The organism is Mycobacterium triplex (genome assembly GCF_000689255.1).
GTDB classification, from domain to species: domain Bacteria; phylum Actinomycetota; class Actinomycetes; order Mycobacteriales; family Mycobacteriaceae; genus Mycobacterium; species Mycobacterium triplex.
On the sequence record NZ_HG964449.1, the window covers coordinates 1 to 11,952 of the forward strand.

The window sequence follows — 11,952 nt, forward strand, 5'->3', positions numbered from 1 at the left end:
CCGTACATAATATTGGCAAGACATCGTCCCGCCGCCCTACGTGGGGAAAACTCCGCCGCCGCCCTGGACTGGACACCGCCCCTGGAAAGGCCCTTCGCTTGAGGGCGGCCCCACAGGCTTCTATCCGCCCGGCGGCAAAACATGGGCCGATGACAACGCTCCGCCGTTCGCCTACCTGCAAGAACAATATCGCTTCCGCATCTCAGGTGAGGACTACACGCACTACACCCGCACTGACCCCGTTGACGGCCACCAGCAGCAATGGGTGCAGTACACCTACGAGGCTCAAAAATGGACGCAGGGCACAATCGCCGGGCCGGCATGGGCCCCTAAAGCCCCCAACGAGATCACCGGCGAGCTGGGCGGTACCAACACCGGCGGCCTCTCAGGCATCAGCCCGCCGGCATACCGAGGTCCATGGGAGCCGATAACTCTTCCGCAAATCGCGACACTGTCGGCAGCGAACCCCAGCATTCACTACTACATGCCCGACGACTGTGGTTTCCAGTTCTCCTTCCTCAACGGCACTGCTACAGGCGGAAATTCAGGACTTGGACCCATCATGCCCAGCATGATCGCCGGGCCCTAAGGACGTCTCGATGAAGAACGTGGGTGAGTATTGGTGGATTTTGCCAGTGCTGTTGTACTTCATTCTGCTTGCGGTCGTCATGCGTCGCGGAATGTGGGCAACAGTGGGACAGAACATCTACTGGGTCGCCACTTGTGTACTGGTTCTTCTGATTCCGACAAAGCCCTCGCCCTCGAGCTACGTTCTGGCGGTACTCGTCGTGCTCAACCTGTGGATCTACAGGTGGTCGCTACGCAAAGGAACTTTCGTACTCGAAAGAGCGTCGAACAACGTGGGACCAATGACTCATCAGACCTCCGAGTCGGATGAAGTGTGAGCGACGCGGCCGTGGCGAAATCTCCACTCGCACTGAGGAACTCAGGCAGTAGAATGACAGCATTGAACCGCATCCAATGGGTGGCCTTCCTGGGGACGGGCCTCGCCGCCGGAGTCGGATTCTGGTTCGTGGTGACTTTCACCCTCGCCGCCGCCGGATTGTATTTCTACGCCCTGCATATCGCCTCGTACGTCGCAGTAATCCTGTGGCTGAAGCCATCCGCACGCAGCCACCTACAGAATCGCGCCACTGCTGATCGGCGTCGGATTGATGGTGAGCTACTTCGCCGTCGCTTGGACTGCTGCTCACGCCTGAGCATCCACACCACCGGTTTGCCGCCCAGTAACCTCATCCGTGAGGCGAATGATGGTTGCGCGGCGGCAGCGGAAAGAACGCTGCCCGAACGGCATTCGACCCCCAGGCCGAGAGGAGCCAATGCAGGCCGCAGGAGCGTGCCCTAGGCGTGGGTACCTTGACTTTGTGCCGGCGGGTCGATCCAGGGATAGGTCACTGCGAGGTATTCGTCGCGCGACACAACGAGGGTGGGTGCAGGTGTCGACATATCGACGTAGTTATGGCCGGCGCGGCCCTTCTGGCTCAAAACCGTTAGGTCAAGGGAGATCTCGTCCGCTTTGGCCGGGTCAAGTTGCCAAGTGACGTGCGTTGGGTCAAGGGTGATATCGGCTGCGCCGGCGCTGATGACGAATTCGTGGGTCACGCTGTCGTGCTCCAAACGCGACGACCCTCGCTGGATGGCGTCGTTGAGTGCGGCGCGGAAAGTGTCGAGCCCAGGGCCGTCCAGAGTCAGCAACACCGCATCGTGCCCGTAATCAAAGCGGGGCAGATAGTTCACGCGAATTATGTTCATGGGATTATCCAGGCACCTAGTTGAGTGTCGTTGTTGAATGATACCGAGGCGCAAAGACAAGACGGACGATGTGTGATTTCTTCATCGCGCAGCGCGGGCTCATAATCTCGGATCGTGCGGACGGTCGATGCTGGCAAGTAGCGAGCGGTACAGGTTTTCAGTCAATGCGGCGCACTCCGCGGCTAAGGCCGACTGGGCGTCGGCGCCAACGACAACGGCTTGCTCGATGAGTGCCCCGCCGCCAGCGCTGTTGACGACGTAGTTGTTGAAGTGACTGAGAACCTGGCGGTTACCGGTGGTTAGGCGGCCCGAGGCCCGGGTGGCGACGATTGCGTATTGCGGCGGTACGTCGACCGGGTGAGCGCTGATCTCGGTTGCCTGACTGTCGCGCAAGATGCGGTCGGCGTTACGTAGAACAAGTGCTTCTGGCACCGTGCCCGGTACCCGGTACAGGTTGAGGACCTCGCAGCCATCCCAGTGGTTGGTGCTGTTCACGCGGCGAAGCAGCAGACGCGTCACCGCGGGGGCGTCAGCGTCGGCGATAGCCCACGCGGAGGGGACGGCGAGTGCCGGCAACCAGAGGTGCAGGTGTGTGGAGGCCACATGTTGCAAGGGGCCGACGTGCTGGGCGATTTCTTGTGCCAGCGACGACACCGCGGTGGGATCAAACGCGGTCGGCATGGGGGAAACGTCGTTCATGCGATGGCCACCGCGCCCAGGAGGAGCAACAGAAGTAGCCCGCCGCCGGCCACCTCGGTTTCGGCGGGGCTCGGCGGTGGCACGTCGATGTGCGGCGGGCTGATGTGGGGGATCAAGCTCGGCGCCGGCGGCGGGGAGGATGCCGGGGGTGGCGCCGGCATGGTGGCGCCGGGGAACGGCGCCAACAACGGATTCTGTGGTGGCCCGATCACGCCCGGCGGTGCGGGCGCATTCGGATTGAGCAACCACGGCGGCAGACCGGAGATGATCGAGGGGCCGCTGACTGGAGGTAGCCCGCCAATGGGAACGTTTTCCCAGTCAGAGCCCGGCCCCGGGCGGGGTTTGTAATCCCAGTGCGGATTGTGCTGCCATTCGTCACCGGGGTAGTAGCGCCACTCACCGCCGTGTTGGTCATAGAGGCTTCGCCCTCCGCGTGCCACCGCGCTGGGACGACTCGCAGGCCCCTCGGTCAGGGGCCCCTCGACGGGCGGCCGCACGCCCTCAGGTGGGAGGCCCTCGACTGGGGGCTTAGGCGGGGGTGGGGGTGGGGGATCTTGTTTGAACGTGTGCTGGTCGACCGCCTGTATACGCGGTGTCGATCCTTGCTCGCCAGCTGCGGCTGCGCGTGCGCCTAAAGCTTGCTCGGCCGTCGCGGCTTGTTCCACGAGGGCGGCAGCTTTGGCTTGGTGGTCGTTGATGCGGCTCAGGATTTGCGCTTGACCCGCCGGCGAATTCGGGTCCGGGATGGCGCCGACCTCGGACGCCTCGAGTCGGGCGTTTGCATCGATGGCTCGGGCGCCTTCGAAGTTGATCCGACGGCTCTCATCGGTGATAGAGGCCCAGGTACCGTGAGAACGCGCGGTCGCATCCAGAACGAGATGGTCGGCTTGTGTGGCGACGGCGTAGGAAGCGGCCACGGCGGTTGAGAACCTCGCCCCGATTATCTGGGCGCGCGTGTCGTTGGTCCCTTGACTGAGGGTGCGAGCGTAGCTACTGAGGTCACCAAAGCCGCCGCCATCGACGGGGGTGGAGCCGAACAAATCGAAATAGCGCCGATGCTGTTCTTGTGACAGCATCTCCAGCTGCTCGATGGCATCCACGAGACAGCCCTCCTCCGCCGCGTCTGCCGTGCGTGGAGTAAACCTACCAACTGTGGCAGCTTGCTGAACTGCAGTTCGGGCAACAGCGGCGCGGCCTCAGCGCGCCGGTCACGGATGGGCGCTATGGCCTGTTACGTGCGTGTGGCTGGCCGGTCGAGATCCAGCACGGCTGTCAGTGTCTGTGTCCACCAGCGCAGTTGGCGGCGGCGGCTGGCGTCGGGTTCCTTGATGCCCGCAGTGCGACGAAATTCAGCACCGTAGGCGGGTTCGGTGGCCAGCGCCTGGTGCAGAGCGGCGACGGCGAGGCGGGTGTCGTCGCGTGGGGGGCGCCGGCCGCCGGATTTGCGCCGGGCGGCATGGAGGGCGTCAACGACAGGTTCCAAGATGCCGTCGCTGTGATCGCGCCATCCCGCGCTGTGGAGGGCCATCGCGAGCTCGCCGTATCCGTCGGCGTAGACCTCAGCGATACGGTCCACCAGCTCAGGTATCTGCGCGCCGGCGCGCACCCACTCCTGTGCGGCGTCCTCGACGGCCGCGCGGATCCGGCCGCTGCTGTGACGCAGCACAGCTGCGAGCAGCCCTTCGCGGCTACCGAAGTGATGGTTGACACCGGCGTCGGTTATGCCGACGCGCTCGGCGACGGCGCGTACTTCGACCGCCCGCGGCCCGGCCTCGATCAGCAATTCCTGAGCGGCGTAGAGGATTAACGACTGGGTTTCGTCTGGGCGGCGGCGTTTTCGAGATGGTGGCATGCAACGATCATACCTTGACGCGCCAAAGCGGCGCTGCTACGCTTTGGGGTGTCAAGGTAAAGATACGACCAAGGCCTCCGTAGCTCAGTTGGTAGAGCAGCTGACTTTTAATCTGCGGGTCCGGAGTTCGAGTCTCCGCGGGGGCACAGTTTTTCTGTATGACGCCGGTTGATGCTTGACATTTTGTCTTCGGGTGATGCCTGACGGTGTTTCGGCTGATGGTTGACAGTTACTTCGGTTGATCCTTGACACTCCTTCGATGAGGGAGTTATCCGTGGCCGAACAGAGGTATCAGGCCGTGTTGGCGGTGATCAGCGATGGGTTGTCGATCTCGCAGGTGGCCGAGAAGTTGGTTGGTGTCGCGCCAGACGCTGCACTCGTGGTTGGCCCGCTATGAGGCCCAGGGTCTTGAGGGCCTGGTGGATCGGTCGCATCGGCCGGTGAGTTGTCCACATCAAATGCCCGCGCGGGTCGAGGCGGTGCCGTTGGAGTTGCGCCGCTCGCGTCCATACTGGGGTCCGCGGCGGTTGGTGTTCGAGCTGGCGAAACGCCAGGTGTCGCCGGTGCCCTCGGAGTCAGCGGCCTACCGGGCCTTGGTGCGGGCGAACATGATCGATCCGGGTCTGCGGGATCGGCGCTCGCGCAAGTGGAAACGCTGGGAACGCGGGGCGCCGATGGAGTTGTGGCAGATGGACATCGTGGGCGGGTTCCCACTGGCTGATGGCAGCTGCGCCAAGGCGTTGACCGGGATTGATGATCATTCGCGGATGTGTGTCTGTGCGCGGTTGATGGCCCGGGAACGCACCCGGGCGGTCTGCGACGGGCTACGCGTAGCGCTACAGACCTACGGGGCGCCCGAGCAGATTCTCACCGATAACGGCAAGGTGTTCACCGGGCGGTTCAATCACCCCGTGGTCGAGGTGCTCTTTGATCGGATCTGCCGCGAACACGGCATCGAGCATCTGTTGACCCAGCCACGCAGCCCCACCACGACCGGCAAGATCGAGCGGTTCCACCGCAGCATGCGCGCGGAATTCCTCAGCAGCACATCATCGTTCGCGAACCTGAAGGCAGCCCAGCAGGCTCTCGATGAGTGGGTGGCTTACTACAACAGCGCCCGCCCGCATCAGTCGCTGGACATGGACACCCCTGCCCAGCGGTTCACCCCGGCGGCCCCAGCGTCGCCGACGGTGGCTTTACCGGTGGCTGATCGCAGCGGTGATGATTGGGTCAGCCGCCGGGTGTGTTCCAACGGCATCGTGTGCGTGTCCTGGCAACAAGTCTGCATCGGACGCCACCATGCCGGCGCTCGCTGCGACGTCCACGTCGACGGCGAGCTGCTGCGGTTTTTCATCGGCGACGAACTCGTCAAAACCGCCGCGCGCACCAGTACCGGCGAGGTACGAAACAAACGGGCCCTACGCACCAGCGCCGGGACCTAAACCACACACAGAGTGTCAAGGATCAACCGGCATAGAAATGTCACCCATCAACCGACTCTGAACAGGGGCACAGTTTTTCCGACGAGGGCAGCGTTTTTCAGTTACTAACGCTGCGGTGTGTCCTCACGCCTACGGCCACCAACGGTGGCGATGCTCAACCACCCGTTAAGCATCCAGCCGGGCCGCCGGCAGTGTTAAAACCCCACCCGGCACAGGCGTGGGGTGGGGGTGCAGTCCGAAAAGCAGCATTAACCACTGCTGTTGTTGTTGTTGTCGAGATGCAGTGAGGATTGACAAGGTGGTCAGTGTTGTTTAACAACAGGTCGCGCAGGCATGCCGAGCGGTAATTGCTCCGGGGAGAGTGGCGATTTCGGCGGGCAGTTAGTTTGACACCGGTACGCGACACGCCGGGTATCTGTCAAAGTACCTCGGCGATTCTGGTCAATCTTCGCTGCATCGCCTCAACCACCACCACCCACCACCACCAGTAGTAGCCGCGATAGCGTCGTTGTTGTCGGTGGCTGCCGATACGATCGGTGTTGTAAGGGCAGGTCATTGGGGCTGGCCCACAATTCCCAAAGGGGGAGCGCAAGATGTATTCAACCAAGTCCATTGGTGACGTCGTTCGGAATCTGGTGGGAGTTCTTGGGTTTCGGCCTGTGGAGTCGCTGGTGGTGGCGGCCGTACAGGGTGGCTGCGTGAGTTGCGTTCTGCGTGTGGATCTCAGCGACGTCGCGGCGTCGAATGCGCTGGAGAGGTTGGCGTCGTTGGTGGGGCGCAGTGGTGCCGATGGCGCCCTGGCGGTGTTCGTGTCGACGCTGAGCAGCTCGTGCGAGATGTGCGCGGAGCGCTTTGCTGGCATGGCGGCAAGGTTGGGAGAGGCGCTGGAAGCGGCGGGCGTGCGCCTTCTGGATGCCGTGATGTTGGACCGAGTCGAGGCGGGTGGACGGTGGCAATGTGTGGACGGGTGTGGCAAGTCCGGTGTGCTCGACGATCCAGCGTCTTCGGCCGCCGCGGCGGCAGCGGTGGTCGCGGGACGCCGGATGTATGAGACGCGGGATGAGCTAAGAGCGATTGTGGCCGTTGATGTTCAGCGCGCCGCTGCGGTGGCGCCCATGCTGGCCGGTGCTGACTGTGCTGGCGGCGCGGTGGATGACGTGCCCGTATCGGTGCGCCAGGCGGTGGCTGCGGTGCGTCGCGTGGGCCAGGGCGCCGTCTTGTCGAATGCCGAGCTGGCGGATATCGGCGCATCGCTGGGCGACGTGCGGGTGCGAGATGCGCTGTTTACGTTGGTGGACTCACACGAAGCGAGCGCAGCCGAGATGCTGTGGAGCCAGCTGGCGCGGGTCCTGCCACAGCCCTACCGATCCGAAGCCTTGTGCCTCGTCGGATTCAGCGCATTTTCGCGGGGCGAAGGGCCGCTAGCTGGCGTCGCGCTCGAGGCGGCGTTGGCAGACGATCCAGCTCATCGGATGGCCGGATTGCTGGATTGCGCGCTGCAGAACGGAGTGCGGCCTGAAGAGATTCGCAACCTGATCCAGCACCATGTCTCAGCGCTGGTGATTTGACCCTTGCCCGGAGGTTGCGGGGTGCGGATATGCCTGGCGCTGATCGCACCCTGCCAACCCGCAAGGCGGTCGACTACCCCACCCGGCATAGGGCTGGGGTAGTGGTCAATTCGTATGTGGGAGTGCGGGTGTGGTGATGTTCTTGTCTTCTTCTTCTCCTTTTCTCCTCGGTCGCCGTGTCGGTAGCGGCCGGTAGTATCCGTGTGTGTAGGGCCTACCGCGAGGGCGGGCCCACCGACCCGTGAGGGGTTTGGGTTATGGCGAGTGCGCCGGTGTTCTACCTGGGGACGCATATGGATGGGTGGTTAGCACATGTGGGTGTGCCGTTGTTCGTGTCGCACCGCCGCTTGTCGCGACGTAAGACACTGCCGAAGGCACGTTCGGGGTGGGCGCTGGATTCCGGGGGGTTCTCAGAACTGTCTCTTTACGGAGGGTGGCGCACCACTGCGGAGGAGTATGTCTCGGCGGTAAAGCGCTACGACCGCGAGATTGGCCAGCTGGAATGGGCGGCCGGAATGGACTGGATGTGTGAGGACGACATGCTTGCCCGCACCGGCCTGACCGTCGAGGAACACCAGCGGCGCACCGTGGCGAACTTCGTGCTGCTGGAACGGATGTGGCATGAGGACGACGACGCGGACCTGCATCCCGAAGCCCCGTTTATGCCCACTTGCCAGGGCCAAACTGTCGAGGATTACCTGCGGTGCTGGGACATGTTCGGCGAGGCCGGGGTGAACGTCAGCACTTATCCGTCGGTCGGTGTCGGGTCGGTGTGCCGGCGGCAACACACCGGCGAGATCCGCGAAGTGCTGGAGGCGTTGCGTGATCGTGATCCGGAGGTGCCGCTGCACGGGTACGGGGTTAAGACACAAGGCCTTCGGATCTACGGGGATCTGCTGGCGTCGTCGGACAGCATGGGGTGGAGCCTGAACGCGCGAAAGAACCCGCGGCTGCCGGGCTGCGCTCACGCGAAGTGCTCGAACTGTCTCAAGTGGGCGTTGCGGTGGCGCCGGGGCCTGGTTGCCGGCGGGTGCACCGAACACGGCGAACCCTGCGACGGCACCGCCGGAACATGTCATCAACGAGAGTTATGGGTGCTGCGCGAACTGAACGCCGCGGCGGCCTGAGCGCCAGCGTGCGCTCTGCACCCGGGCTGTGCCGGTGCGCAGGGCGGCCAAGGCTGACTCGGTGCGAACAACCGAAGGAAGGGGATGTGAGAACCATGATGGCGACCACTGGCGGCGGTCGGGCGCGTAAGGGCGCGGCCGGCGGCGACGAGCTGTCTGGGCCGCGCTGCATCCTGCCTGGCTGCGGTAACGCTGCAGAGCAGAAGGGGATGCCGTGCGCGGAGTGTGCAGCGGCGTTCGGCAGTCACCTGCGCCAAAGCGACGGTCCACCGATGACCGCCGACGCGCAGGCCAAGCGGGACAACGAAACTCAGGCGACATATGCGGTGCTGTTGGCCGGCGGACAGCCGCCTGCGACCCGGCCGGTGCCGGGGCCTGAGCACAAGGCCAACCAGCGGTGCTGGATGTGTGAGGAGCGGCGCACCTGCACGAAACAGGCCAGCGGCTGGGAGTGTGACGTCTGTCGAGAGATCCGATGATGAGCTGTCCGGAGGCTCGACGGTGACGGATATCCGGCCTCGAGGCCTCGATTGAGCAAGGACGTATCGCCGATGTCGAGCGCGCTGCTCCTCAGTGGCGGTGACCCAGTCCCCACCCGACACAGGAGTGGGGTGTGGGTCTTTTTGCTGCCCTGTGCGCGTGAGAGAGAGGAGATGTCGAGATGCAGTGAAGATTGACAAGGTAGCCACTGTTGTTTAACAACAGGTCGCGCAGGCATGCCGAGCGGTAATTGCTCCGGGGAGAGTGGCGATTTCGGCGGGCAGCTAGTTTGACACCGGTACGCGACACGCCGGATATCTGTCAAAGTAGCTCGGCGATTCTGGTCAATCTTCGCTGCATCGCCTCATTTCTTCTTCGTTCGTCGTCGTCGTCGGCAGCTCGTTGTTGTCGGTGGACGTTGGTAGTGTCGGTGGTGTTGGGCAGGCCAGTCGGGTCGGCCCGAGATTCCCACGAAAGGGGAGTGGCATGACAGCTGTTCTGGACAACCCGGCCGACGTCGGGGAGGCCTCGGTGGAGGGTGCGGCGATGCCGGTCGTCAACACGTTGAAGGCCAAGGCGTTATTCACTGCCGTGTTCGATGCGCTGCTGTTCGCGGCTCCGGCGTCGGCGAAGCTGCCGTTTCTGGAGGCGGTGCGTCTGGAGTTCGGGGCGGATCAGCTGGTGGCGGTCGCGACGGATCGGTTTGTGTTGGGCGCTTCGCGAGTGGAGTACTCCGGGGAGGCATTCACAGTGATGGTCGCGGGAGCGGATGCGAAGGCTCTGGTGAAGATGGCCAAGACGGTCAAGCGGGATGAGACTACGCGTGAGGTGACCGTCGAGGTCGCCGACGCGGGTGCGCTGGTGACGTTCCGATTCAGCACCGGAGAAGCAATGACCGTGCGCGGCCTGGACGTCCAGTTCCCGAAGTGGCGGCAACTAGTGCCGGCGGATGCCTCACGGATGGGTGGCATTGTCGGGATGGGATACACCCCGGGCTACCTGAAGCGTTTTACCCAGGCACGTGCTGATGAGCAGGCCAGCGGCGTGCAGATGGTCGTGTTCCCATCGGTGACGTCGAGCGGCAAGCCCGGCCCGACCGCGATCCGGATTGGTGAGGACTTCTTCGGGCTGCTGATGCCCGTACGGCCCCCGGGTGACGAATGGACGTTCCACCGGCCCAGCTGGCTCGACGAGTCCGCCGGCGTGGCCGTCAGCGGCACTGCGGGGGTGCGCTGAGGTGACGACGATGACAAACCCGCGTGGAGCGGCGGCCGGGGCTGCCACCGCTCCGCAGCAGCCCGCGCTGCTCGCCCGCCAGGACCAGGCACGCGCGGCGGGCGAGCGGCGCGCGGTCGAGGTGGTGAGGACATGGCTGATCGAGCGTGAACGCGCGTGGCTGGCGGTCGATTTCACCAAGACCCGGCCAGAGCCGCCGTTCGACGATGACTCCGAGCTGTGCGTTGCGGTCGGCAGGCTGCCCCGCCAGGCTTACGGCAGCGGACTGGACGTGCGAGGCAGCTTTATCGTGCGGCTGGCGGATCTCAACGGGCTCCTGAGCCGTGCGCACGACGACGCTGCGGCGGCGCGGCAGGCAGATTCCTACCACTGCGCGCGTGGGTACCAGCACGTCGACCACACATCGGATTGCTGCCCCTTCGAGCACGGTGAGGCGCAGTGATAGCGAATCACGTTGAGCAGCAACCTAAGACAGTGGCGATCGAATGGGTCGAAGAATCACGGCACCGGGTGAAGGTGCGGGTGCCGGCGGACTTCGACCCCGATGAATGTGACCTCGGCGACGGCCTGGCCGAGCTGAACAACGACTGATTCCAGGGGCTAGAACGCAGCCAGATCACGGTCTTCGACGCCAGTCCCGACCCGGCGGCCGAGTTCTTCGACCCGCCCCGCTATAACAGTGAGCGGGCGTCCGCGTGAGCAGTCATTACGAGTGGGGAGACGCCCGCAGCGGCAACTACCAACTGGTGACGCGTGAGACGGCACCCGACGAGTGGAATCTGCCCGCGCCAGACCCGGCCGACCCATGGTCAGTGGGTGTCACCTAGGGGCATGCGCTGGGGCTGTTCAACGCCAACGGTGACGGCACTGTGCTCGAAGGCGAGCCGGGCGAAATCCTGGACTACGTGGATCGGCTGCACGCCTACGCGCACCGTGAACTCGACGGCCTGGTCGAGTACGACACCTGACCCTGTGCCCAATGCGGCGACCAGGTCCTCACCCTGGTCGCCTGATGCGCCGAGACCTCGGTGATTCACGCTTCGAGCTGTTGACTGCGGTGGAGCAGCGGTGGGCGCTGGTGGTGCTGCGCATCGTCAACGAGGTGTTACGGCCCTGATGGGGCCGTTGCCGCCGGCGGGGTGCGACTTGGGCGGCGATTGGGACTGCGTTAGGCGTTACGGTGTCGTCGCGGTGCCACGGATTCGGCGGCTAACTGTTACTCGTCAGCGCTGGGGGGTTTGTGCTGGGGAGTGAAGAGGCTTAGAACCAGGGCGAAGATGTGGACCGCGGTGGGCCAGTCGGTGGTGTATGCGGCCAGGGCGGCGCAGGAGGCCGCCAGGGCTAAGGCCAGTCGGGGGTCGGTGGCTCTTTTTGCTGGAAACGAGTTTTGTCGGTGGTCATCGGGGTCTACCATCATGAAAGTTCCTTGAGTGTTGTTGGAATGCTGGGGAACTGCTTGGACTGCCTCCTACGCCCGGCAACGGCGTGGGGGGCGGTTTTTAGTTTCGACGCCCGGACGCACGACGGTGGGATAGGGAAACGTCGTGGACACACTCACGCGCTTATCACAAGCCAGTGCCCCAATGGCCCGGTGCAAACTCACCCGCTCACTGCGTGGCGCGTTGTCATCAACCAAATCCAGGGACCGGCGTGCGGTGGCCTCCCTGCGCAAGGTGTATGGGCGCCGCTAAACCCCCCGTGGCGCGCGTCAGCGTGCCGCCCTAACCCGTGCCCCGCAGGCCCCGCCTGCGGGGCACCGTCATATCCCCCCTCCC

13 protein-coding genes, 1 tRNA gene and 1 pseudogene are annotated in these 11,952 nt (G+C 64.2%); 11 read left to right on the forward strand and 4 right to left on the reverse strand.

The window, feature by feature from the left end; genetic code table 11:
- The first annotated feature begins 40 nt into the window (after positions 1-40).
- From BN973_RS31305 to BN973_RS31310, 3 genes are all read left to right on the forward strand, one after another.
- Positions 41-589 carry a hypothetical protein gene (locus BN973_RS31305; RefSeq protein WP_139830092.1) on the forward strand — a complete coding sequence of 183 codons (549 nt, stop codon included), beginning with the start codon at positions 41-43 and terminating at the stop codon, positions 587-589.
- A gap of 10 nt (positions 590-599) precedes the next feature.
- Complete coding sequence (locus BN973_RS29715; protein WP_036474318.1) at positions 600-905, forward strand: hypothetical protein; 306 nt, start codon at positions 600-602, stop codon at positions 903-905.
- A 62-nt stretch (positions 906-967) separates the two neighbouring features.
- Positions 968-1,366: a hypothetical protein gene (locus BN973_RS31310; protein ID WP_139830093.1), complete on the forward strand. Its 399-nt coding sequence runs from the start codon at positions 968-970 to the stop codon at positions 1,364-1,366.
- Here BN973_RS31310 and BN973_RS31930 read toward each other — a convergent pair.
- The 4 genes from BN973_RS31930 to BN973_RS29735 form a co-directional block, all read right to left on the reverse strand.
- Positions 1,363-1,758 (reverse strand): hypothetical protein, encoded by a 396-nt coding sequence (locus tag BN973_RS31930; protein WP_225337336.1) that lies wholly within the window; start codon positions 1,756-1,758, stop codon positions 1,363-1,365. The genes BN973_RS31310 and BN973_RS31930 overlap by 4 nt on opposite strands.
- Before the next feature lie 114 nt (positions 1,759-1,872).
- Positions 1,873-2,454: a hypothetical protein gene (locus BN973_RS31935; RefSeq protein ID WP_232232275.1), complete on the reverse strand. Its 582-nt coding sequence runs from the start codon at positions 2,452-2,454 to the stop codon at positions 1,873-1,875.
- Positions 2,455-2,468: 14 nt separating this feature from the next.
- Positions 2,469-3,572, reverse strand: coding sequence for a hypothetical protein (locus BN973_RS31940; RefSeq protein WP_051641748.1), 1,104 nt, complete (start codon positions 3,570-3,572; stop codon positions 2,469-2,471).
- Between the two features lie 131 nt (positions 3,573-3,703).
- A complete protein-coding gene (locus BN973_RS29735; RefSeq protein ID WP_036474320.1) occupies positions 3,704-4,324 on the reverse strand; it encodes a TetR/AcrR family transcriptional regulator in 621 nt (206 codons plus the stop codon).
- Between the two features lie 73 nt (positions 4,325-4,397).
- Between BN973_RS29735 and BN973_RS29740 the strand changes: the two genes are divergently transcribed.
- From BN973_RS29740 to BN973_RS32050, 8 genes and pseudogenes are all read left to right on the forward strand, one after another.
- Positions 4,398-4,470: transfer RNA gene (locus BN973_RS29740), tRNA-Lys, on the forward strand.
- 113 nt (positions 4,471-4,583) lie between these two features.
- A pseudogene (locus BN973_RS29745) lies at positions 4,584-5,766 on the forward strand (IS481 family transposase).
- A gap of 593 nt (positions 5,767-6,359) precedes the next feature.
- Positions 6,360-7,334: a DUF4192 domain-containing protein gene (locus tag BN973_RS29750; protein WP_036474322.1), complete on the forward strand. Its 975-nt coding sequence runs from the start codon at positions 6,360-6,362 to the stop codon at positions 7,332-7,334.
- Between the two features lie 257 nt (positions 7,335-7,591).
- Entirely contained in the window at positions 7,592-8,461 is an 870-nt protein-coding gene (locus BN973_RS29755) for a deazapurine DNA modification protein DpdA family protein (protein ID WP_036474324.1), read from the forward strand.
- Between the two features lie 95 nt (positions 8,462-8,556).
- Positions 8,557-8,940 (forward strand): hypothetical protein, encoded by a 384-nt coding sequence (locus BN973_RS29760; RefSeq protein ID WP_225337345.1) that lies wholly within the window; start codon positions 8,557-8,559, stop codon positions 8,938-8,940.
- A gap of 487 nt (positions 8,941-9,427) precedes the next feature.
- Positions 9,428-10,177 carry a beta clamp domain-containing protein gene (locus tag BN973_RS29765; protein ID WP_081284087.1) on the forward strand — a complete coding sequence of 250 codons (750 nt, stop codon included), beginning with the start codon at positions 9,428-9,430 and terminating at the stop codon, positions 10,175-10,177.
- Positions 10,178-10,187: 10 nt separating this feature from the next.
- On the forward strand, positions 10,188-10,619 hold the full coding sequence (locus BN973_RS29770; RefSeq protein WP_231122134.1) for a hypothetical protein: 432 nt from the start codon (positions 10,188-10,190) through the stop codon (positions 10,617-10,619).
- Between the two features lie 253 nt (positions 10,620-10,872).
- Positions 10,873-11,004, forward strand: coding sequence for a hypothetical protein (locus BN973_RS32050; RefSeq protein WP_254902518.1), 132 nt, complete (start codon positions 10,873-10,875; stop codon positions 11,002-11,004).
- Positions 11,005-11,952: the final 948 nt, after the last annotated feature.

Bases quoted from the DNA above. Each gene is read 5' to 3' on its own strand.
- BN973_RS29715 (WP_036474318.1), top strand. From the start codon at position 600: ATGAAGAACGTGGGTGAGTATTGGTGGATTTTGCCAGTGCTGTTGTAC.
- BN973_RS31935 (WP_232232275.1), bottom strand. From the start codon at position 2,454: ATGCCGACCGCGTTTGATCCCACCGCGGTGTCGTCGCTGGCACAAGAA.
- BN973_RS29735 (WP_036474320.1), bottom strand. From the start codon at position 4,324: ATGCCACCATCTCGAAAACGCCGCCGCCCAGACGAAACCCAGTCGTTA.
- BN973_RS29750 (WP_036474322.1), top strand. From the start codon at position 6,360: ATGTATTCAACCAAGTCCATTGGTGACGTCGTTCGGAATCTGGTGGGA.
- BN973_RS29755 (WP_036474324.1), top strand. From the start codon at position 7,592: ATGGCGAGTGCGCCGGTGTTCTACCTGGGGACGCATATGGATGGGTGG.
- BN973_RS29760 (WP_225337345.1), top strand. From the start codon at position 8,557: ATGATGGCGACCACTGGCGGCGGTCGGGCGCGTAAGGGCGCGGCCGGC.
- BN973_RS29765 (WP_081284087.1), top strand. From the start codon at position 9,428: ATGACAGCTGTTCTGGACAACCCGGCCGACGTCGGGGAGGCCTCGGTG.
- BN973_RS29770 (WP_231122134.1), top strand. From the start codon at position 10,188: ATGACAAACCCGCGTGGAGCGGCGGCCGGGGCTGCCACCGCTCCGCAG.